The following is a 21,668-nucleotide window of genomic DNA, read 5'->3' on the forward strand; positions in this document are numbered from 1 at the left end:
ACCGGGCCCTTCTCCTCGATCACGAGGATCTCCTCCAGGCCGCGCGCGAACTCCAGCATCCGCGTGGGCTCCAGCGGGAACACCAGGCCGACCTTGTAGACGCGCACGCCGGCGGCGGCCAGGTCTTCGGTGCTCAGGCCAAGGCGGCGCAATGCCTCCATGAAATCGTGGTGAGCCTTGCCGACGGTGACCACGCCGAGGCGGGCCTGCGGCGAAACGACGATGTGCTTGTCCACCGAATTCACGCGGGCGAAGGCGAGCACCGCATCGAGCTTGGCGGCGAGCCGCTCTTCCAGGCCCAGCGAGGGCAGGTCGACCGAACGCACGTGCAGCGAACCGACCGACGCGGGCGGCTGGTAGTCCATCGGCAGCACGAAGCGGGTCGGCACCTCATCGAGGTTGACGGTCATGCCGCTCTCGACGACTTCGGAGATCGCCTTGAAGCCGACCCAGGCGCCCGAGAAGCGCGACAGCGCCCAGCCGTAAAGGCCGAACTCCATGTACTCGGCCACGCTGCCCGGATGCAGCACCGGCATGCTCCAGGCCTGCATGGCCGCGTCGCTCTGGTGCGGCATCGACGAGCTCACGCAGCCGTGGTCGTCACCCGCCACCACCAGGACGCCGCCCTGGGCGCTGGAGCCGTAGACGTTGCCGTGCTTGAGAGCGTCCCCCGAGCGATCGACGCCGGGGCCCTTGCCGTACCACATGGCAAACACGCCTTCGACGGTGCGCTGCGGATCGAGCGCGACGCGCTGCGTGCCCAGGCAGGCCGTGGCGGCGAGGTCTTCATTGATGGCCGGCAGGAACTGGACCTTGCCGGCCTCCAGGAACTTGCGGGCCTTCCACATCTGCTGGTCGACCATGCCCAGCGGGCTGCCGCGGTAGCCGGAGACGAAGCCCGCGGTGTTCAGGCCGGCGGCTTCATCGAGCCGCCTCTGCATCAAGGGCAGCCTCACCAGCGCCTGGGTGCCGGTCAGGAAGACCGTGCCCCGTTCTGCGCGGAGGTTGTCTGTCAGGGCGTACTGGCGCAGGGCGGGCGCAAGGTCCAACGGAGCGTTCATTGGTGCTGTATCAAGGCGTTAGCTGATAGAAATATTCTATGCGTGAACTACGTGTTTTGCGTTTCTTTCAATCCGCCTAGAATGCACCTAGCGAGTTCACTTCGACTCACAATGAAGGACTATTGAGATGATTCATCTTGACCGCGTCGCCTGGCGCCTGGTGGATGCCCTGCAGCGCCATGGAAAGCAGAGCGCGCAGCAGCTCGCCGATGCGGTCGGCATGTCCGTCACGCCGGTCTGGCGTCGACTGAAGGAGCTGGAGCAAAGCGGCGTGGTGCGAGGCGACGTGGTGCTGATGGATCGCGAGAAGCTGGGCCTGAGCGTCTGCGTCTGGGCCTACGTCACCCTGGTGCGCCATGAAGAGCAGGCCACCGAGGATTTCGAACGGCTCGCCGCCGCCTGCCCCGAAATCATGGAATGCGCCAGCATCACCGGCGAGGCGGACTACGTGATCAAGGTGGTCGCTTCGGACATGAAGGCCTACGACCGCTTCCTGCAGGACAAGCTCTTCAAGCTCAAGTCCATCTCCGGCGTGCGCTCCAACGTCGTGCTCAAGGAAGTGAAGTACGAGACCGCCCTGCCCCTGCCCCCGGCCGCCGCCTGACCCCTATGATGCCCACCCTCGCCCTGGCCTTCGACGACGTGCCTTTCCGCGCCATCGCGGAGCAGTCGCTCGCCGGCTTCTACGTCGTGCAGGACGAGCGCTTCGTCTACGCCAACGACACCTTCGCGGCGATGTTCGGCTTCGAGCGCACGGCGTTCATCGGGCGGCGGATCGTGGACTGCGTCACGGAGGACTCGGTCGACGAGGTGATGCACAACTATCAGCGCCGCATCAGCGGCGAGGTCAACGCGATCCACTACGTCACCAAGGGCGTGCACCGGGATGGAAGAGTGGTTCACCTCGAGCTCCATGCCTCGCGGGTGGAGTGCCGTGGCCGTCCGGCGATCGCCGGCGTGGCGCTGGACATCACCGAGCGCGTGCAGGCCCAGGCGTCGGTGCGCGAATCGCGCGAGCAGCTTCGCCGCCTGCTCAAGCACATCAACTCGACTCGCGAGATCGAGCGCGCCCGCCTGGCGCGTGAAGTGCACGACGTGCTCGGCGGCATGCTGAGTTCGGCCAAGTTCGACCTCTCGCGCATCGTGCGCCGCACGGCAGCCCCTGGGCTGGAAGAGCTGCACGCCATCGCCGCGCCGCTGGTGGAGCTGATGCAGGACACCATCGAGACGGCACGCTCCGTCTCCGAGGAGCTTCGGCCCGCCGGCCTGGACCTGCTGGGTCTGGGCGCCGCGCTGACCCAGGCGGTGGAGCGTTTCGGCGTCCGGCACGGCCTGGCCACGGATGTTCGATGCAGCGGCTCGTTCGACGCGCTGCCACCCGCATCGGCCATGCAGATCTACCGCATCGTGCAGGAGGCCCTGACCAATGTGGCGCGGCATGCCGAGGCCACGCAGATCGAACTGCAGCTGTCGGCCAAGGCCGGGGCGCTGGTGCTTCGGCTGGCCGACAACGGGCGCGGCCTCGATGCCACCCCGCGCCGGCCGGGAGCGATCGGCCTGTTCAGCATGGCCGAACGAGCCCGCGACATAGGCGCCACCTTCCACGCCCGCCCAGCCGGCGCCGGCGGCACCGAACTGCTGTTGATGCTGCCCCTGCCGGCATCGGTCACGCCCCCCGCCTGAAGGCTTCTGCCATGGCCATCCGCCTCCTCGTCGTCGACGACCACAAGATCTTCCGCGCCGGCATCGCGCGCCTGATGCTGGACGAGCCCGACATCTGCGTCACCGGCGAAGCGGCCGACGGCACCGCCGCCCTCTCGCTCATTCGCAGCCACCAGTACGACGTGGTGCTGATGGACATCAACATGGGTGCCCGCAACGGGCTGGAGACGCTGAGCGCCCTGCGCACCGAGTACCCACGCCTGCCGGTCGTGATGCTGTCCATGTACGTAGAGGCGCACTACGCGCGGCTCGCCCACAAGGCGCGGGCCAACGCCTACCTTTCCAAGGACATAGACACCGACGAGCTCCTGCGCGCGATTCGCCACGTGGCCGACGGCGGCATCTGGGTCACGCCGGCCTTCGGCGCATCGGCTCCGGACTCTTCGACGCCTGAATCGCCCCACGGCGCGCTCACCCCGCGCGAGAGACAGGTGATGATGAAGATCGCCCAGGGCATCCCGCTCACCGACATCGGCACGGAGCTGTGCCTGAGCGTGAAGACTGTCGGCACGCATCGCAGCCGCATCCTCGAGAAGCTCGGCCTGGCCAGCAACGCCGAACTGGTCCAATACGCGATGCGCGAGCGGCTGGTCGACTGATCGTTCCGGTCCCATGAAGCCCGCGGCAACCTCCCGCAGGAGTGACGCGGAAGCCGCGGTTCCGCCAGTTAGCATGAACCGTGTCGACACCGACCCGGAGGTCGTTTTCGATCCCGTCACCGATCTCCAGGCCCCTTGCATGTTCCGCTCGCTGCTCGCCGCCCTCGCAATGCTCTCCGGCACGGCCTTCGCCGCCGACGGCCTCGGGACGCTGCACAGCTTCCGCGACTGGGTGGTCGGCTGCGACAACACGCGGCGCTGCGAGGCGCAGGGCTACGGCAGCCAGGGTGAGGACGCGCCGCCCGGCGGCCGGGCCGCGCTGATCATCCGGCGCGAGGCCGGCCCCGGCCAACCGCCCGTGCTGCACTTCGCCTACAGCAGCATTGACGAGAACGCGCCGATGCCCGCCGCCGGCCAGGCCGTGCGGGTGCAGGCGGGCGCGCTGCGCTTCGACATGCCCGCGACGACTGCGCAGCAGTCGGAGCCCGACCTGCCCGCGTCGCGCGTGCCCGCGCTGCTGGCCGCGGTGCAGAAGGGCGACGTCATCCGGCTCTCGGCCGGCAGCGCGCAATGGCACGTGTCGCTGGACGGGGCGGCGGCCGCGCTGCTGAAGATGGACGACCTGCAGGGCCGCGTCGGCACGCCCGGCGCGTTGGTGCGCAAGGGCACGAAGCCCGAGGCGTCCGTGCCCGCACCCACCGTGCCGGTGGTGAAGGCCGCACCGCTGCCTCCCACCACCCCAGCCGATCTGAAGCTCGCCCCCGCGGTCGGCGCGCTACTGCCCCACACCGAGGACGACTGCCCCGACTTCGATCCCGCTCTGCTCGAACTGGTGCGCCTGACGCCCACCACGCTGCTCGTGCTGCAGCCCTGCTGGCGCGGCGCCTACCAGACCGGCAGCCGCGTCTGGCAGGTCGACGACCGGCCCCCGCACCGCGCGCGCCGACTCGGCCTGCCGATGCCCGATGGCAGCACGAACGACACGCTGGTGAGCGAGGGCCTCGGCGCCGAGAGCACGCTGGACCTGCACGAGGCGGCCAAGGGGCGGGGAATCGGCGATTGCTGGGCCAGCCATGACTGGACGTGGTCGGGGGACCGGCTGGTGCTCGTGAGCGCGTCCGAGTCGGATTGCCGGTTGTTCGAGGCGGGTGGGCTGATGGTGGACCTGTGGAGGGCGCAGGTGAAGTTGGTGAAGTGAGCGGAAGGCCCAGAGGGCCTGCGCGGCGCACGAAGCTGACAGTCCCAACCCGAAGCCCAAGTGGACCGCGGGCATTCAGACTTCGCGCCAACGGACGTTGGTCAGATCGAGACCTTCGTTGCGGAAAGTTGATCAACGCCACTAGACGACTGGTCTACTCTCGTCTACAGTGATGGTCATGCGCCCCTCCCAGGACACCTTCGACACCCGCCGGAGCATCGTTGACGCCGCCCAAAGGATCATGAGCGGCAAAGGCTACTCCGCGGTGGGCTTGAACGAGATCCTGAGTTCAGCCAAGGTCCCGAAGGGGTCGTTCTATCACTACTTCGAGTCCAAGGATGCCCTTGGCGAAGCGCTGCTGACGGAGTATTTCGACGGCTACCTGACCGACATGGACCGGACGCTGAACATGCCGGGCCAAAGCGCGGCGCAGCGGTTGATGAACTACTGGCTCCAATGGGCGCAGACGCAGCGGAGTTTCGATTGCCAGGGCAAATGCCTGGCGGTGAAACTGGGGGCGGAGGTGTCCGACCTGTCCGAGTCGATGCGCCAGGCGCTCAAGACCGGCACGGCCGAGATCATCGGCCGTCTCGCGGTCGCCATCGAGGCTGGGGCAGCCGATGGCTCCCTGGAAGTCGAAGGACGCGCCGCTGAAGTTGCGCAGAACCTCTACCAACTGTGGCTGGGCGCCAGCGTGATGGCGAAGATCGTGCGAGACGCCCAGCCGTTCGAAGCAGCACTGCAGATGACACGCCGGATATTGCACCTGCCCGCTAGCTGAAGGCGGGCGGGCCCGAAGGAATGCGCACGGCGCATTTTTTTCGGGCATGAAACTAGACGACCGGTCTAATAGTGGCTCAGCCGGTGTCCCCTTCCCTCGCCACTCCCACCTCCGCAAAGGAATGAAGATGAAGATCCTGATGGTCCTGACCTCCCACGATGAACTGGGCAACACCGGCCTCAAGACCGGCTTCTGGCTCGAAGAGCTCGCGGCCCCCTACTACGAGTTCAAGGCCGCCGGCGCCGACATCGTGCTGGCCTCGCCCCACGGCGGCCAGCCGCCGCTGGATCCGAAGAGCAACTCCGAGGCGTTCCGCACCGAAGCGACCCGGCGATTCGAGGCGGACGCCCGCGCCATGGCGGCGCTGGCAAGCACCGTACCGCTGGCAGAGGTCTCTCACGAAGGCTTCGATGCGGTGTTCTATCCCGGCGGACACGGCCCTTTGTGGGATCTCGCCGAGGACCCCAACTCGGTCAAGCTGATCGAAAGCACCTTGCAGGCAGGAAAGCCGGTGGCGCTGGTCTGCCATGCGCCTGGCGTTCTGCGCCACGCCAAGCGGCCGGATGGCCGGGCGCTCGTGGACGGCCTGACCGTGACCGGCTTCACCAACTCCGAGGAAGCCGCGGTGGAACTGACCGACGTGGTGCCCTTCCTCGTGGAGGACGAACTCAAGCGTCTGGGCGGTCGCTTCGAGCGCGGGGACGACTGGCAGTCGTATGTGGTGCGGGATGGACTGCTGATCACCGGCCAGAACCCGGCCTCGTCCGCAGAGGCGGCGGCCCGTTTGCTGACGGAGCTGGCGCGGGCGCGCTGAACGCACCGGCGCGAAGCCTGGCGAGACGCGCCGCATCCGTGCGCGTCCTCGCCAAGGGCCCCGAACACTGATCGCCTGATCCGCCCGTCGACCCCGTAGAAACCCGGATCGCGCATCAGAAGATCGCACCTGCCGCCTCGAACCGCTGATTCCTACGATCGCCTCATCGCTTGGGCCCACGACTTCGGGCCCGTGAGGAAGGATTCTCGAGGTGTACGCACAACTGGTGGAGACAGGCGCGGCGCGGGTTCGGGCGCTGGAGGAGATGGCGCCCGCTGAACGCGCGTTCCAGGAACGCATCGACGCAGGCATCAAGATCGAGCCCAAGGACTGGATGCCGGAAGGCTACCGCCGCACCTTGATCCGCCAGATCTCGCAGCACGCCCACTCCGAGATCGTCGGCCAGCTGCCCGAGGGCAACTGGGTCACCCGCGCGCCGACGCTCAAGCGCAAGGCCATCCTGCTGGCCAAGATCCAGGACGAAGCCGGCCACGGCCTTTACCTCTACAGCGCCGCCGAGACGCTGGGTGTCTCGCGCGACGAACTGCTCGACGGCCTGCATTCCGGCAAGGCCAAGTACTCCAGCATCTTCAACTACCCGACCCTGAGCTGGGCGGACATGGGCGCCGTGGGCTGGCTGGTCGATGGCTCGGCCATCGTCAACCAGATCCCGCTGTGCCGCTGCTCCTACGGCCCCTACTCGCGCGCCATGATCCGCGTGTGCAAGGAGGAGTCGTTCCACGCCCGCCAGGGCTACGACATCATGCTGGCCCTGTGCCGCGGCTCGGCCGCGCAGAAGCAGATGGCCCAGGACGCGCTGAACCGCTGGTGGTGGCCTTCGCTGATGATGTTCGGCCCGCCTGACACCGACTCGGTCAACAGCGCGCAGAGCGCCCAGTGGCGAATCAAGCTGCACTCGAACGACGAACTGCGCCAGCGCATGGTCGACCAGACCGTGCCGCAGATCGAGCACCTCGGCCTGACCGTCCCCGACCCCGACGTGCGCTGGAACGAAGAGCGCGGCCACTACGACTACGGCCAGATCGACTGGAGCGAGTTCCACCACGTCCTCAAGGGCAACGGCCCCTGCAACCGCCAGCGCCTGCGCACCCGCGTCGATGCCTGGGAGGAAGGCCGCTGGTTCCGCGAAGCCCTGGTCGCCCACGCCGACAAGCAAGCCGCAAAGCAGGCGGACGAGCAGGCCGTGGCCGCCTGAGCGTCGAACGATCCGAAGGAACAGAACATGAGCAAAGAGTGGCCCCTGTGGGAGGTCTTCATCCGCAGCCAGCACGGCCTCGCGCACAAGCACGTGGGCAGCCTGCATGCGCCGGATGCCGAGATGGCGATCAACAACGCCCGTGACGTCTACACCCGCCGCAACGAAGGCGTGGGGATCTGGGTCGTGCGCGCATCCGACATCGCCTCCAGCAGCCCCGGCGACAAGGCGCCGCTGTTCGAGCCCTCGAACAGCAAGGTCTACCGCCATCCCACCTTCTTCCCCATGCCCGAAGGCGTGAAGAACCTCTGAGGCGAGCGACGACCATGCGCGACCACAAGCTCCAGTTCCTGCTGCGCCTGGGCGACAACGCCCTGGTGCTCGGCCAGCGCCTGACCGAATGGGTCGGCAAGGGCCCCGCCCTCGAAGAGGACATGGCCCTGGCCAACACCGCCCTCGACCTGATCGGCCAGGCGCGGCTGTGGTTCACCTATGCCGGCGAAGTCGAAGGCAAGGGCCGCACCGAGGACGACTTCGCCTACCTGCGCGATGCCCACGAGTTCCGCAACGCGCTGCTGGTGGAGCAGCCCAACGGCGACTACGCCGACACGCTGATGCGCCAGTACCTGTTCGACAGCTGGCACCTGCTGCTGCTGGACGCCCTGGCCGGCTCCAGCGACGAGCAGATCGCCGGCATCGCCGACAAGGCCCGCAAGGAGGTGACCTACCACCTGCGGCGCAGCGCCGGCATGGTCGTGCGCCTGGGCGACGGAACGCCGGAGAGCCACCGTCGCATGCAGCGCGCGCTGGACGACCTGTGGATGTACACCGGCGAGCTGTTCAGCACCGACGAGGTCGATACCGCCATGCAAGCCTGCGGCGTGATCGGCGAGCTGGCCCAGCTGCGCAGCGCCTGGCGCGAGCAGCTCGCCGGCACCTTGTCCGCCGCCACCCTCGCCCTGCCGCCCGACGATGCCTGGATGCAGCGCGGCGGCAAGCAGGGCCGGCACAGCGAGCACATGGGCTTCCTGCTTGCCGAGATGCAATTCATGCAGCGCGCCTACCCCGGCCTGCAGTGGTGAGACGGCGATGGACCGTCCGAGCTGCGACGAGGTGTGGGGCTGGCTTGCACAGATCGAGGACCCGGAAATCCCGGTGATCTCGATCGTCGACCTGGGTGTCATCCGTGAAGTGAAGTGGGAGGACGATGGCGACGACGCCGAGTGCGTCGTCGCCATCACAACAACCTACTCCGGCTGTCCGGCCACCCATGTCATCCAGGCGAGCGTCGAGGATTGCCTGCGCGACCATGGCCTGAGCCGCGCCCGCGTCGTCCACCGCCTCTCGCCGCCCTGGACCACCGACTGGATGAGCGAAGAGGGCAAGCGCAAGCTGCGCGACTACGGCATCGCCCCGCCGGTCGGCCTGGCGGCGCAGCAGACGATCTCCATCGGCCAGATCGGCCGCGGCGGCCGCCCTGCGGCCTACGTCGCCCCCCGGCCGGACTGCCCGCGCTGCGGTTCGGCCCGGGTCTCGCTGACCAGCGAATTCGGCTCGACGCCCTGCAAGTCGCTTTACCGCTGCCTCGACTGCCTCGAGCCCTTCGATCACTTCAAGTGCCACTGAGCCCCCTTCGGTGTGCTGACGCGCATATGAGCCGCTTCTTTCCCCTGACCATCGCCAGCGTCCACCAGGAGACGCGCGACACCATCGTCGCCACCCTCGCCGTGCCCGGCGAGCTGCGCGAGACCTTCGCCTTCACGCAAGGCCAGCACCTGACCTTCCGCACCCAGCTGGAGGGCGAGGAGCTGCGGCGCTCGTACTCGATCTGCTCCGCGGTACAGGACGGGGACCTGCGCGTGGCCATCAAGCGCGTGGCGGGCGGCCAGTTCTCCAACTGGGCCAACGACCACTTCAAGCCCGGCGCCAGCATCGAGGTGATGCCGCCCACGGGCCAGTTCAACCTGCCGCTGGTGCCTGACGCGGCACGGCGCTACCTGGCGGTGGCCGCCGGCAGCGGCATCACGCCGATCCTGTCGATCGTCAAGACGACGCTGGCGGCCGAGCCGGGCTCGAGCTTTACCCTGCTGTACGGCAACCGCGCCTCGTCGTCGGTCATCTTCCGCGACGAGATCGCCAGCCTGAAGGACCGCTACCAGCAGCGGCTGAACATCGTCCACATGATGAGCCGCGAGCCGCAGGACGTGGAGCTGTTCAACGGCCGCATTGGCGCGGCCAAGTGCGAAGAGCTCTTCGCCCGCTGGATCCGCATCGCCGACCACGAAGCCGCCTTCATCTGCGGCCCGCAGAGCATGATGCTGGAGGTGTCGCAGGCCCTGCAGGCCCACGGCATGGCCAAGGAGAACATCAAGGTCGAGCTCTTCGCCGCAGGCACGCCAGCCAAGGCGCGGGCGCCGCGCCCCGCCACCGCCAACGACCCGCGCGAGAGCGAGATCACCGTCGTCGTCGATGGCGTGCAGCGCAGCTTCGCCATGGCCAAGGACAAGGAATCCGTCCTGGACGCCGGCCTGAAGAATGGCATCGACATCCGCTACTCCTGCAAGGGCGGCGTGTGCGCCACCTGCCGCTGCAAGGTCCTCGAAGGCAAGGTCGAGATGGACGCCAACTACGCCCTCGAGGACTACGAGATCGCCCGTGGCTTCGTCCTGAGCTGCCAGGCCTTCCCTATCACCGACAAGGTCGTCCTCGACTTCGACCAGGATGACTGAACCCGCACGCTGGAGCCACGAGATGACCTACGAAACGATTCGATTTGAAGTCAGCGAACGCGTCGCCCGCCTCACGCTGAACCGCCCCGAGCGGCTCAACAGCTTCAACCTGAAGATGCACGGCGAGGTGAAGCAGGCGCTCGCCCAGGTGGCCCAGGGCGCGGAGGACCGGAGCATCCGCGTGCTCGTGCTGACCGGCGCCGGCCGTGGCTTCTGCGCCGGGCAGGACCTGAGCGACCGCGCCGTCGCCCCGGGTGATGCGCCGCCCGACCTGGGCGAGTCGATCGAGAAGCACTATGGTCCGCTGGTGCTGGCGCTGCGCCGCCTGCCGATACCGGTGCTCTGTGCGGTCAATGGCGTGGCGGCCGGCGCCGGCGCCAACATCACCCTGGCCTGCGACATCGTCATCGCCGCGCGCTCGGCGAGCTTCATCGAATCCTTCTGCAAGCTGGGCCTGCTGCCCGACACCGGCGGCACCTACTTCCTGCCGCGCCTGCTGGGCCCTGCGCGCGCTGCCGGCCTGGCGATGCTGGGCGACAAGCTCAGCGCCGAGCAGGCCGCGGCCTGGGGTCTGATCTGGAAGTGCGTCGACGACGAGCAGTTGGCCGCCGAGGTCGACGCCCTCGCCCGCCAGCTGGCCGATGCGCCCACGCGCGGCCTGGCCAAGACCAAGTTCGCGCTGCAGGCCAGCGGCCTGAACACGCTCGAAGTGCAGCTCGACCTGGAGCGCGATTCGATGCGCGAGCTCGGTCGCACCAACGACTACCGCGAAGGCGTGGCGGCCTTCATGGAAAAGCGCGCGCCGCGTTTCACCGGCGCCTGAAGAGCAAGACCAGGGAGACAGAGAACATGAGCTATTCGATCCCCGCCGGCTCGGTGGTCGGCGTCGTCGGCGCCGGTGCGATGGGCGCCGGCATCGCGCAGGTCGCCCTGCAGGCTGGCCACGTGGTGCGCCTGCTCGACAAGGCACCCGGCGCCGCCGCCAAGGCCGTGCGCGGCATCAACGCGACGTTGGCGCGCCTCGTCGAGAAGGGCAAGCTCTCGCGCGAAGCCGCCGCCGCCTGCGGCGAGCGGCTGTTCGAAGCCGAAGCACCGTTCGACCTTCGCGACGCGGGCCTGATCATCGAGGCCATCGTCGAGCGGCTGGATGTCAAGCGCACGCTGTTTGCCGAGCTGGAGGGCGTGGTGTCGCCGAGCTGCATCCTGGCCACCAACACCTCCTCGCTGTCGATCACCGCGGTGGCCGCCGGGCTGCGCGAGCCGCAGCGGGTCGTCGGCATGCACTTCTTCAACCCCGCGCCGCTGATGGCCCTGGTGGAGATCGTCAGCGGCCTGGCCACCGCGCCCGGCGTGGCGCAGGCGGTCTTCGACGTCGCCGCCGCCTGGGGCAAGCTGCCGGTGCATGCCAAGTCCACGCCCGGCTTCATCGTCAACCGTGTCGCTCGTCCGTACTACGCCGAGGGCATGCGGCTGCTGACCGAGCAGGCCGGCGACGTGGCGACCATCGATGCGGTGATGCGAGAGGCCGGCGGCTTCCGCATGGGGCCCTTCGAGCTGACCGACATGATCGGCCACGACGTGAACTTCGCGGTCACGCAAAGCGTCTTCCAGGCCTACTTCGGCGATCCGCGATTCACGCCCTCGCTGGTCCAGCAGGAGCTGGTGAACGCCGGCTGGTACGGCCGCAAGTCGGGCCGCGGTTTCTACGACTACGCCGAGGGCGCGGAGCGGCCGCAGCCTGCCACCGAGGCGCCGCTGTCCCTGTCGAATGCCCCGATCGTGCTGTGGTGCGACACGCCCTTCGGCCAGGCCCTGGCGGTTCGGCTTGCCGACGCCGGCGTGCCTTTCGAGCGCCGCAGCGGTGCCGCGCCCCAAGGGCAGCTGATGATCGTCGGTCGTGCCACCGTGGCACTGACCGACGGCCGCACCGCCACCGAACGCGCGGCACGGCACCAGGTCGCCGCCACCGTGCTGGCCGACCTCGTGCTCGACCCGGCCACGGCCAAGCGCATCGCCCTGGCCCCGGCCGACACCTGCGATGAAAAGGCCTTCCACGCCGCAGTCGCCGCCTTCCAGGCCGCCGGCTTCGCGGTCACACGGCTGGGCGACGTCCCGGGCCTGGCCGTCATGCGCACCGTCGCCATGCTGGCCAACGAAGCGGCCGACGCGGTGAACCAGGGCGTGTGCGACGTCGCCGACGCTGATGCCGCCATGCGCCTGGGCGCCAACTATCCGCTGGGCCCGCTGACCTGGGCCGATCGCGTCGGCCTGGACCTGATCCTGGCCGTGCTGGACAACCTCGCCGCCGTCTATGGCGAAGACCGCTACCGCGCATCGGCCCTCCTGCGCCGCCGCGTCGCCGCGGGACGCCGCTTCCATTTCCGTTCGACCGATCCCGACCTCCTTCCCCTGCGATGAACCACGCCTACATCTGCGACGCCGTTCGCACGCCCTTCGGCCGCTACGGCGGCGCCCTCGCCTCGCTGCGCGCGGACGACCTCGCCGCCGCACCGATCGCGGCCCTGATCGCCCGCAACGCGTCGGTCGACTGGACCGCCGTCGATGACGTGATCTACGGCTGCGCCAACCAGGCCGGCGAAGACAACCGCAACGTCGCCCGCATGGCCGCCCTGCTGGCCGGACTGCCGATCGATGTGCCGGGCACGACGCTGAACCGCCTGTGCGGCTCCAGCCTGGATGCCATCGGCACCGCCGCGCGCGCCATCAAGGCCGGCGAAGCCGACCTCGTCATCGCCGGCGGCGTGGAGAGCATGACCCGTGCGCCCTTCGTGATGGGCAAGGCCGACAGCGCCTTCTCGCGCGCGGCCAAGGTCGAGGACACGACGATCGGCTGGCGCTTCGTCAATCCGCTGATGAAGAAGCTCCACGGCATCGACACCATGCCGGAGACGGCCGAGAACGTGGCCCAGGACTTCGGCATCTCGCGCGCCGACCAGGATGCGTTCGCGCTGCGCAGCCAGCAGCGCTGGGCGAAGTCGTTCGCCGAGGGCCGCTTCGGCCGCGAGATCGTCGCGGTGCAGGTGCCGCAGAAGAAGGGCGATCCGAAGACGATCGAGACCGACGAGCAGCCGCGCCCCGAAACCACGCTCGAGGCCCTGGCCAAGCTGCGCGGCGTCGTGCGGCCGGACGGTAGCGTGACCGCGGGCAATTCTTCCAGCGTCAATGATGGGGCTTGTGCGGTGCTGCTGGCCTCGGAAGCGGGCGTGGCCCGCCACGGCCTGAAGCCGCGCGGCCGGGTGCTCGGCATGTCCGTCGCCGGCGTTCCGCCGCGCATCATGGGCATTGGCCCCGCGCCGGCCAGCCGCAAGGTGCTGGCCCAGACCGGCCTGTCGCTTTCGCAGATCGACGTGATCGAGCTGAACGAGGCCTTCGCGGCCCAGGGCCTGGCGGTGCTGCGCCAGCTCGGCCTGCCCGACGACGCGGCCCACGTCAACGCCAATGGCGGAGCCATCGCCATCGGCCACCCGCTGGGAGCCTCCGGCGCCCGCCTGGTGACCACCGCGCTGAACCAGCTCGAAGTCACTGGCGGCCGCTATGCGCTGGCCACCATGTGCATCGGCGTCGGCCAGGGCATCGCGCTGGTGATTGAGCGGGTCTGAGATGTCAATGCAGTACGAAGACCTGATCGCCACCGCGCCCGAAGAGCGCGTGCGGCTGATCACCCTGAACCGGCCCGCGGTGCGTAACGCGCTGCGCACGCACACCCTCGCCGAGATCGCCGCGGTCCTGGACGAGGCCGCCGATGACCCGAACACCGGCGCGGTGGTCATCACCGGCAGCGAGAAGTACTTCGCCGCCGGTGCCGACCTGCACGAGATGGCCGACAAGGGCCCGATCGAGCTGCTGACCGACCCGCGCCCCAAGCTGTGGAAGCGCATCGCCGCCTTCCCCAAGCCCCTGATCGCCGCGGTCAGCGGCTACGCCTTCGGAGCCGGCTGCGAGCTGGTGATGCACGCTGACATCGTCATCGCCAGCGAAAGCGCCCGCTTCGGCGTGCCCGAGATCAACCTCGGCATCATCCCCGGCGCCGGTGGGACGCAGCGCCTGGCCCGCGTCGTCGGCAAGTCGCGTGCGATGCAGATGGTGCTGTCGGGCGAGCCCATCGATGGCGCCACCGCACTGCAGTGCGGCCTGGCGTCGGAGGTGCAGCCACCTGCCGAAACCCTGCAGCGCGCCATCACGCTGGCTCGCACCATCGCCGCCAAGGCGCCGCTGGCATTGCGCACCGCCAAGGAGGCCGTGCTGCTCGCCGAAGAGGCGCCGCTGTCGGCCGCGCTGAACGCCGAACGCACCGCCTTCGTCGTACTTGCCGCATCGCAAGACCGCCAGGAAGGCATCAGCGCCTTCCTCGAAAAGCGCCCCGCGCGCTTCCAGGGCCGCTGAGCGCGGCGCCGCTGCCGCTGCCCTTCCCCTCTCGCTCCAGACCATCAGGAGGACCGGATGACCCATCCCGTCACGTTGCAAAGTTTCATCGCCGGCCGCTGGGTCGGCACCCGTGCCGCCACCCCGCTGCCCAGCGCGGTCAACGGGCAGACCGTCTGCCATACCCATGAAGAGGCGCTCGACTTCGGCGAGGCCCTCACCTTCGCCCGCGGCACCGGCGCCGGCTCCTTGCTGGCCATGGACTTCCAGCAGCGCGCCGCCCGCCTGAAGGCCCTGGCGGCCTACCTGCTCGAGCACAAGGAGAGCCTGTACGCCCTGTCGCGCCACACCGGCGCCACGCGCAACGACAGCTGGATCGACATCGAAGGCGGCGCCGGCACGCTCTACGCCTATGCCCGAGTCGGCGCCAACGACCTGCCCTCGGGCAACCTGATCCACGAAGGCCCCGGCATCCCGCTGGGCAAGCAGGGCCGCTTCGCCGGCACGCACATCCTGGTGCCGCGCGGCGGCGTCGCGGTGCACATCAACGCCTTCAACTTCCCGATCTGGGGGCTGCTGGAGAAATTCGCGCCCAGCTTCCTGGCCGGCATGCCCTGCATCGCCAAGCCGGCCAGCGCCACCAGCTACCTGACCGAAGCCATGGTCCGGCTGCTCAACGACTCCGGCCTGCTGCCGGCCGGCGCGCTGCAGCTGGTCATCGGCGGCACGGGCGACCTGCTGGACCGCCTGAACGGCTCGGACGTGGTCACCTTCACCGGATCGGCCGACACCGCGGCGCGCCTGAAGGTGCGGCCCAACCTGATTGCGAACTCGGTGCCGTTCAACACCGAGGCCGACTCGCTCAACTGCGCCATCCTGGCGCCCGACGTCTCGCCCGACGACGACGAGTTCGAGCTCTTCGCCAAGGAAGTGGCTCGCGAGATGACGGTCAAGGTCGGCCAGAAGTGCACGGCCATCCGGCGCGTGATCGTCCCGCGCCGGCACATGGAGGCCATGGCCGAACGCATTGCCGCCCGCCTGGCCAAGGTGGTCGCCGGCGATCCGGCCGCCGAGGGCGTCACCATGGGTGCGCTGGCCTCGCGCGCGCAGCTCGCCGACGTCAGCGAGCGCGTCGAGCGCCTGCTTCGCGCGGGCGCCATGCGCTACGACACCCGGGCCTTCGCCCCGCGCGGCGAAGGCGTCGAACACGGTGCCTTCTTCGCCCCCACGCTGCTCGTGTGCCAGAACGGCTGGGCCAACGACGCGGTGCATGACGTCGAGGCCTTCGGGCCCGTCAGCACCCTGATGCCCTTCGACGACGTGGACGAAGCGCTGGCCCTCGCGGCTCGTGGTCAAGGCAGCCTGGTCACCACCCTGGCCACGCGCGACACGGCCATCGCCGCGCGCGCCGTGCCGCGCCTGGCGGCCAGCCATGGCCGTGTCCACATCCTGGAGCGCGAGGCGGCGGTCGAGTCGACCGGCCACGGCTCTCCCCTGCCCGTGCTCAAGCACGGCGGCCCGGGTCGTGCCGGCGGCGGCGAAGAGCTGGGCGGCGTGCGCGCCGTGATGCACTACCTGCAGCGCGCCGCCGTGCAGGGCTCGCCCACCATGCTCAGCGCCGTCACTGGCGAATACATGCGCGGCGCCGCAGTGCAGGAAGAGCCGCTGCATCCGTTCCGCAAGTGGTACGAGGACCTGCGCATCGGCGACTCGCTGCTGACCCACCGTCGCACGGTGAGCGAGGCCGACATCGTCAACTTCGGCGGCGTCTCGGGCGACTACTTCTACATGCACTTCGACGAGATGGCGGCCCGGAACACCCAGTTCGGCCAGCGCATCGCCCACGGCTACTTCGTGCTCTCGGCCGCTGCGGGCCTGTTCGTCTCGCCGGGCCCGGGCCCGGTGCTCGCGAACTACGGACTCGACAGCCTGCGGTTCGTCAAGCCGGTGGCCATAGGCGACACCATCCAGGCCCGCCTGACCTGCAAGCGCAAGATCGACCGCCCGACCAAGAAGGACCAGCAGCCGCAAGGCGTGGTGGCCTGGGACGTGCAGGTGCTGAACCAGCACGGCGAGCTGGTGGCCAGCTACGACATCCTCACCCTCGTGCGCAAGCGGCCAGACTGACATGCCGTGCTACTCCATTGACGGTGTGGTGCCGGTGGTCGACCCGACGGCGCACGTGCACCCCAGCGCCGTGCTCATCGGCGATGTGACGGTCGGCCCCGGTTGCTACATAGGCCCGTGCGCCAGCCTGCGTGGCGACTTCGGCCGCATCACGATGCTGGCCGGCGCCAACGTGCAGGACAGCTGCGTCGTCCACAGCTTTCCCAACCGCGAAGTCCTCATCGAGGAGAACGGCCACATCGGGCACGGCGCCGTGTTGCACGGCTGCACCGTGCGGCGTGACGCGCTCGTCGGCATGAACGCGGTGGTGATGGACGACGCGGAGATCGGCGCCGAGTCCATCGTCGCGGCCTGCGCCTTCGTGCCCTCGGGCACCCGGCTGCCGGACCGGTCGCTGGCCGTCGGAGCGCCTGCCAGGCTGCTGCGCACGCTGTCTGACGGCGACGTGGCGCGCAAGCGCGAGGGCACCGAGGTCTATCACGCCCTGGCGCAGCGCTGCCTGCACACCCTGAGGGAGGTCCAGCCGCTGGCCGCGCCGCCCGCCGATCGCCCGCCCCTGAACCTGCCCGACCTGCGCCCGCTGACCGCCGCGAAACGATAATCCGCCAGTTCAGCGGTATCGCATTTCGGGGGCACTCTTGACGGTCAGCGCGCGCGCAGGGCAACGGGCCCGCAGTTCCACCCATGGCGGCATGGCGGCCGCCTTCGCCGCGGCCATCGGCCCTGCCCTGTGCGCCGTGCTCTATGCAGCGGGCGCTTGCCGCGGGCCGTTACCGATGGCGGCGGCCGTGGCATTGGCCGTGGCGCTTTACGGCAGCGTCCAGTTTCCGGGGCGCTCGTCCAAGGCCTGCTTCGCGCTGGCCGGTGTGCTGATCCTCCTGATGGCTGCGGGCGTGGTGCCCGGCTTCGCGCGACTGCCGGTCGGCCACCTGTCGATCAACAGCGCGAAAGCGCTGGCCGGTCTCGCGGCCTTGGCCATGTTCCCTTCCTTCTGGGCCTGGAACCGCTCGTGCTCGGCCATGGCGGTGGCCTGCCTGTCCGGTGTGCCGCTGCTGGCCTGGTCAGTGGGTTTTGTGCATTGGGCTCCCGCATCGCCCGGCGCGCTGGTCGCGTTTGCGGCGAGCAATGTCTTCACCGTGATCGCGGAGGAATGGTTCTTCCGCCACTGGGTGCAGCGCCCGCTGGCGCGCTGGAGCATGCTCGCCGGCGTGGTGGCCAGCGCCCTGCTGTTCGGGCTGGTGCACCTGGGCGGTGGCCTGGTCTTCGCCGGCCTGGCCACCGTGGCCGGCCTCGCCTACGCCGGCGTCTTCGCCGCCAGCCGGGGCAGCATCTGGGCCGCCGTCGCCCTGCACGGCGCTCTCAACCTGCTGCGTGTCGCCCTGTTCGGCCTGTGAAAGGAGCGGCGGCGTGGCGTAACCTGCTGCCCCTTCGGTCCTGGAGAGAGTCCATGTCCCCGCTCAAGGCGGCCATCGTCGGCTACGGCTATGCCAGCAAGACCTTTCACGCGCCGTTGATCACGGCAGTCCCCGGCCTGCAGCTGGCGGCCGTCTCGTCCGGCGACCCGGCCAAGGTGGCCAGGGACTGGCCGCAGCTTCCGGTGCTCCCTTCGCCCGAGGCGCTGTTCGCCTGCGACGAGATCGAGCTGGTGGTCATCCCCACGCCCAACGAGACCCACTTTCCGCTGGCGGCGCAGGCGCTGGCTGTCGGCAAGCACGTGGTGGTGGACAAACCGTTCACCCTCACCACGGCCGAGGCGCAGGAACTGATCTCGCTGGCGCACCGGCACCAGAGGCTGCTGTCGGTGTTCCACAACCGGCGCTGGGATGCCGATTTCCTGACGCTGCAGGCGGTGCTGCGCCAGGGTTCGCTGGGCCGCGTGACGCATTTCGAATCGCACTTCGACCGCTACCGGCCGCAGGTGCGTTCGCGCTGGCGCGAGTCCGCCGCGCCCGGTGCAGGCCTGTGGTATGACCTCGGGCCCCATCTGGTCGACCAGGCCGTGGTGTTGTTCGGGGCACCGCAGACGATCTCGCTGGACCTGGCCAGGCAACGTGACGACGCCCTCACCGACGACTGGTTCCATGCCGTGCTGCGCTATGACGAACTGCGCGTCATCCTGCATGCCAGCGCCCTGGTGGCCTCGGTCGGCCCGCGCCTGGCGGTGCACGGCACGGCCGGCAGCTTCGTCAAGTTCGGTCTCGATCCGCAGGAAGACGCGCTCAAGGCGGGACAGGGCCCGGGCACTGCGGACTGGGGCCTCGACCCCATCCCTGGCCGGCTCACCCTGCGCCATGGCGACGAAGCGCACGAGCAGATCGTCGCTGGCGCGCGGGGCGACTACCTCGCCTACTACGTCGCCATCCGCGATGCGATTCGCCTCGGCGCAACCAACCCCGTCCCTGCGGAGCAGGCGCTGCAGGTCATGCAGCTGATGGAGCTGGGTCTCGCGAGCGCGCTGCAAGGGCGCGTGATGCCCGTGGCGCGCTCCTGACGGATCAGCGCCTCGGGCATCTCGGTCTCCATCCGGCCCTGCGGACCAGGTGCCCATCGGAACCGGCGGCGAAGACCACGGCCGGGGCCAGCCGCCCGCCTCACACGTCCTTGCTGACGACAAAGCCCGGCGGGACGCCGCGGGCATGCAGTTCCGCCACGGCCTGGTCGAGGAACTCCGGCGCCGGCCGGTAGTGGCCGCTGCTGCGGGTGATTTCCTTGATCTCGCCGTTCTCCACGCGGATCGTGCCCGCCGCGGCGACCGGCTGGCCGGCCAGGAAGCTGGTGTGCTGGAAGTCGGCGATGCCGGCCTTGTTGGACAGGTAGAGCTTGCCGTCGTGGTCCATCACGAAGATGGCGCTGCCGGTCTTCTCGCCCGAGACGGTGGCATCGCGGGTGTCGAAGGGCTGGCCGTCGGCGCCGAGCAGCTTTCCGCCCTCGATGCGGACTTCGTAGGCCTGGCGCTCCTGCTCGTCCAGGTACTTGACCTTCTGGCCGAACACCATGCCCTTCTCCTCATGCTGGTAGGCCGACAGCATGGGGATGGTCTTGCCGTACTTGGCCCCCTCGGGCGGCGGCACGTGGTCCACCCGCGCCGGGTTCACCGGGTCGATGGGCTGCATGGGGAACACCATCGGGAAGTCCAGCGAGCCGAGGTCGAAGGGCTTCTTCTCTTCCGGCGCATCGCCCGATGACGTGGCATGCGCGGCCATTCGCCCGGCTGCGCCGGGGCGCCCCATCGGCAGCGGCGAAGCGCCGACGCGCGATGCCTCCATGCTCAGGCCGTGGGACGGGCGATGGCGCGGCGCCAGGGCGTCGTGGCCTAGCGTGGCGGGGCGATGATGGGCGGATACGCCAGTCGCGGCTGGCGAATCCGGTCGTGGCATGACCGCCGCAGCGGCCGGCCCCGTCCCGCCAACCGTCAGCGTCATGACTGAGCGTCCTCGAACCGGACGTTGTGACGCAGCGACGGTGCCACGACCTCGCCCATCTCGACGTCGTGCCACTCTTCCTCGCCGTCCTGGGCCTGCAAGCCCAGCTTGTGCGCCACCCAGCCGCCGATGTCGGGCAGCTTGCCGGCGGACTGGTTGATGAAGCTGGCCGCGCTGGTGGCCATGCCGCCGATCTTCTCCTTGGCCTTGCCGGCGCCGGCCACGATCCCCTCGGTCGCCGCCTGGGCGGCGGCGCCGACGATGGGAGCGCCGATCTCGATCGTCGCGGTCATCAGGGCCATCAGCGCGACGCTGGACGCCCGCTTGCCGGTCATCACGCTCCAGTCGGCGCGGTCAGGCGGCAGATGGCCGTGGCTGCCCAGCGGCATGTGGCCGGCGGTATCGATCATCGTGTTCGCAGCGAACAGCTCGGAGATGAAGAATCCGATGGTGGCCGTGACCGCCAGGGGCACCGCGGGGCTCATCAGGGCGGCCCCCGCGCCCTTGGCGGCGTCGATCGCGCTTTCCGTGTAGCTTCGGTTCATCTTGTCGATGACAGCGCCAAGGTCGTCGCGCAGCAGCATGCGGGCGTCGTAGCCCGTGACGCCCATCAGCTTCTTGTACTGAACCGCCGCCGCGGCCGCGAAGCCCAGGCCGGCGTCCAGCGCCACGTCGACACGGTCGGCCGTCAGGCGCGAGATCGAGCTGTTGGTCACGCCGTCGAAGCGATGCTCGAAGGCGGCCTGGATGGCCGGCGCAGCCATGCGCGGCGCGTTCTTCAGGAAGTTGGCAGCGGTGGCCAGTTTCATCGAATCCATGATGGCGTCGTTGCCGGTCGGCACCTTGATCGATGCCGGCAGGTGGGCGTTGCCTTCGACGCCGTTGTAAAGCAGCGGCTTCATGGTCGCACTGCCCATCACGCTGATCGCCACGTCCAGCCCGCCGACACCCAGGCCGACCATCATGCCGACCGCCGGAGCGCTGCGCAGGATGTGGGGCGGAAGCATGGCGACCAGCTTCTCGTTGGCCAACTCCATGCCGATCGCATAGCCGGCGTTGCCGGTCAGGCCCAGGCCCACCACGGCGATCCCGGCGTCATGGCGCCATGCCTGCTTCAACAGCTTCTGCACCTTCTCAGGGGTGTCGAAGCCCTTCTCGAGCAGCACGGCGACGTTCTCGACCAGACGCGCTTCAACGTCAGGTGACAGGTCCTCCACGCCGCCCATCGACGCCTTGACCAGATGGTGCAGGCGAGCGGCCATGACGTGGTGGCTCATGGGCGACGAGGGCGACGTCCGCGTCGACAGCAAGTGCGTCTGCGAATCCGGCGAGCGGACGAAGGTCGCCGCGATGGCGGGCACAGTCCGCCTCTGCAACCCGGTCAGCGCATGGGAGCGTTCGAGGTTCTGCGGCTGGCGCTCCTCTTGGATTTCGCTGGTGCTGGCCCCGTCCCCCCCATGACTCGGAGAGTAGATCGGGTTTGTCGTGCTGGTATAGGCCTTTTGGATCTCTGGCATGGGGATTCTCCGGTGGGTGGGGCTGTGGACTCCAAGGGTGCCGGACCCGGCGCCGGGCGGCGCTTCCGGCGCGAAGCCTTCGCGCAGACAGCGAAGTTC

Annotated in this window: 21 protein-coding genes and 1 pseudogene; 19 read left to right on the forward strand and 3 right to left on the reverse strand. The window is 69.2% G+C overall.

Annotated features, from left to right (window positions below):
* Window positions 1–1,061 (reverse strand): annotated as a pseudogene (locus ACS5PM_RS27845) (indolepyruvate ferredoxin oxidoreductase family protein); the annotation flags it as partial.
* A gap of 127 nt (window positions 1,062–1,188) precedes the next feature.
* Between ACS5PM_RS27845 and ACS5PM_RS27850 the strand changes: the two are divergent.
* From ACS5PM_RS27850 to ACS5PM_RS27940, 19 genes are all read left to right on the forward strand, one after another.
* Entirely contained in the window at window positions 1,189–1,665 is a 477-nt protein-coding gene (locus ACS5PM_RS27850) for an Lrp/AsnC family transcriptional regulator (protein WP_439391174.1), read from the forward strand.
* Between the two features lie 8 nt (window positions 1,666–1,673).
* Window positions 1,674–2,744 (forward strand): PAS domain-containing sensor histidine kinase, encoded by a 1,071-nt coding sequence (locus tag ACS5PM_RS27855; RefSeq protein WP_439391176.1) that lies wholly within the window; start codon window positions 1,674–1,676, stop codon window positions 2,742–2,744.
* 11 nt (window positions 2,745–2,755) lie between these two features.
* A complete protein-coding gene (locus ACS5PM_RS27860) occupies window positions 2,756–3,382 on the forward strand; it encodes a response regulator (RefSeq protein ID WP_439391177.1) in 627 nt (208 codons plus the stop codon).
* Between the two features lie 73 nt (window positions 3,383–3,455).
* Window positions 3,456–4,580: a DUF1176 domain-containing protein gene (locus ACS5PM_RS27865; RefSeq protein WP_439391178.1), complete on the forward strand. Its 1,125-nt coding sequence runs from the start codon at window positions 3,456–3,458 to the stop codon at window positions 4,578–4,580.
* Between the two features lie 172 nt (window positions 4,581–4,752).
* Window positions 4,753–5,361 carry a TetR/AcrR family transcriptional regulator gene (locus ACS5PM_RS27870; protein ID WP_439391179.1) on the forward strand — a complete coding sequence of 203 codons (609 nt, stop codon included), beginning with the start codon at window positions 4,753–4,755 and terminating at the stop codon, window positions 5,359–5,361.
* 127 nt (window positions 5,362–5,488) lie between these two features.
* Window positions 5,489–6,175, forward strand: coding sequence for a type 1 glutamine amidotransferase domain-containing protein (locus ACS5PM_RS27875; protein ID WP_439391180.1), 687 nt, complete (start codon window positions 5,489–5,491; stop codon window positions 6,173–6,175).
* Between the two features lie 211 nt (window positions 6,176–6,386).
* Window positions 6,387–7,391: a 1,2-phenylacetyl-CoA epoxidase subunit PaaA gene (paaA, locus tag ACS5PM_RS27880; RefSeq protein ID WP_439391181.1), complete on the forward strand. Its 1,005-nt coding sequence runs from the start codon at window positions 6,387–6,389 to the stop codon at window positions 7,389–7,391.
* Window positions 7,392–7,418: 27 nt separating this feature from the next.
* The gene (gene paaB, locus ACS5PM_RS27885) at window positions 7,419–7,703 is read left to right on the forward strand and encodes a 1,2-phenylacetyl-CoA epoxidase subunit PaaB (RefSeq protein ID WP_439391182.1); all 285 of its coding nucleotides are present in this window, start codon (window positions 7,419–7,421) and stop codon (window positions 7,701–7,703) included.
* 14 nt (window positions 7,704–7,717) lie between these two features.
* Window positions 7,718–8,473 carry a 1,2-phenylacetyl-CoA epoxidase subunit PaaC gene (paaC, locus tag ACS5PM_RS27890; RefSeq protein WP_439391183.1) on the forward strand — a complete coding sequence of 252 codons (756 nt, stop codon included), beginning with the start codon at window positions 7,718–7,720 and terminating at the stop codon, window positions 8,471–8,473.
* A gap of 7 nt (window positions 8,474–8,480) precedes the next feature.
* Window positions 8,481–9,017, forward strand: a complete 537-nt coding sequence (gene paaD, locus ACS5PM_RS27895) for a 1,2-phenylacetyl-CoA epoxidase subunit PaaD (protein WP_439391184.1) — start codon at window positions 8,481–8,483, stop codon at window positions 9,015–9,017.
* Window positions 9,018–9,043: 26 nt separating this feature from the next.
* A complete protein-coding gene (paaE, locus tag ACS5PM_RS27900) occupies window positions 9,044–10,120 on the forward strand; it encodes a 1,2-phenylacetyl-CoA epoxidase subunit PaaE (protein WP_439391185.1) in 1,077 nt (358 codons plus the stop codon).
* Between the two features lie 22 nt (window positions 10,121–10,142).
* On the forward strand, window positions 10,143–10,943 hold the full coding sequence (paaG, locus tag ACS5PM_RS27905) for a 2-(1,2-epoxy-1,2-dihydrophenyl)acetyl-CoA isomerase PaaG (RefSeq protein WP_439391186.1): 801 nt from the start codon (window positions 10,143–10,145) through the stop codon (window positions 10,941–10,943).
* 26 nt (window positions 10,944–10,969) lie between these two features.
* On the forward strand, window positions 10,970–12,538 hold the full coding sequence (gene paaH / locus ACS5PM_RS27910) for a 3-hydroxyacyl-CoA dehydrogenase PaaH (RefSeq protein ID WP_439391187.1): 1,569 nt from the start codon (window positions 10,970–10,972) through the stop codon (window positions 12,536–12,538).
* Window positions 12,535–13,740, forward strand: a complete 1,206-nt coding sequence (gene pcaF / locus ACS5PM_RS27915) for a 3-oxoadipyl-CoA thiolase (RefSeq protein WP_439391188.1) — start codon at window positions 12,535–12,537, stop codon at window positions 13,738–13,740. Before paaH ends, pcaF begins: the two co-directional genes overlap by 4 nt.
* A 7-nt stretch (window positions 13,741–13,747) precedes the next feature.
* Complete coding sequence (locus ACS5PM_RS27920; RefSeq protein ID WP_439391189.1) at window positions 13,748–14,524, forward strand: enoyl-CoA hydratase-related protein; 777 nt, start codon at window positions 13,748–13,750, stop codon at window positions 14,522–14,524.
* 57 nt (window positions 14,525–14,581) lie between these two features.
* A complete protein-coding gene (gene paaZ / locus ACS5PM_RS27925) occupies window positions 14,582–16,630 on the forward strand; it encodes a phenylacetic acid degradation bifunctional protein PaaZ (RefSeq protein ID WP_439391190.1) in 2,049 nt (682 codons plus the stop codon).
* A 1-nt stretch (window position 16,631) separates the two neighbouring features.
* Window positions 16,632–17,231 (forward strand): acyltransferase, encoded by a 600-nt coding sequence (locus ACS5PM_RS27930; protein WP_439391191.1) that lies wholly within the window; start codon window positions 16,632–16,634, stop codon window positions 17,229–17,231.
* Window positions 17,232–17,322: 91 nt separating this feature from the next.
* On the forward strand, window positions 17,323–18,024 hold the full coding sequence (locus ACS5PM_RS27935) for a CPBP family glutamic-type intramembrane protease (protein ID WP_439391192.1): 702 nt from the start codon (window positions 17,323–17,325) through the stop codon (window positions 18,022–18,024).
* Between the two features lie 53 nt (window positions 18,025–18,077).
* Window positions 18,078–19,121 carry an oxidoreductase gene (locus tag ACS5PM_RS27940; RefSeq protein WP_439391194.1) on the forward strand — a complete coding sequence of 348 codons (1,044 nt, stop codon included), beginning with the start codon at window positions 18,078–18,080 and terminating at the stop codon, window positions 19,119–19,121.
* 100 nt (window positions 19,122–19,221) lie between these two features.
* Here the strand turns inward: ACS5PM_RS27940 and ACS5PM_RS27945 are convergent, their stop codons facing one another.
* Together ACS5PM_RS27945 and ACS5PM_RS27950 are read right to left on the reverse strand one after the other, a co-directional pair.
* On the reverse strand, window positions 19,222–19,833 hold the full coding sequence (locus ACS5PM_RS27945; protein WP_439391195.1) for an IQM protein middle domain-containing protein: 612 nt from the start codon (window positions 19,831–19,833) through the stop codon (window positions 19,222–19,224).
* A 215-nt stretch (window positions 19,834–20,048) separates the two neighbouring features.
* Window positions 20,049–21,569 carry a hypothetical protein gene (locus ACS5PM_RS27950; protein WP_439391196.1) on the reverse strand — a complete coding sequence of 507 codons (1,521 nt, stop codon included), beginning with the start codon at window positions 21,567–21,569 and terminating at the stop codon, window positions 20,049–20,051.
* Between the last annotated feature and the right edge of the window lie 99 nt (window positions 21,570–21,668).

This window comes from Ideonella flava (assembly GCF_051857595.1).
Taxonomy (GTDB): Bacteria; Pseudomonadota; Gammaproteobacteria; order Burkholderiales; family Burkholderiaceae_C; genus Ideonella.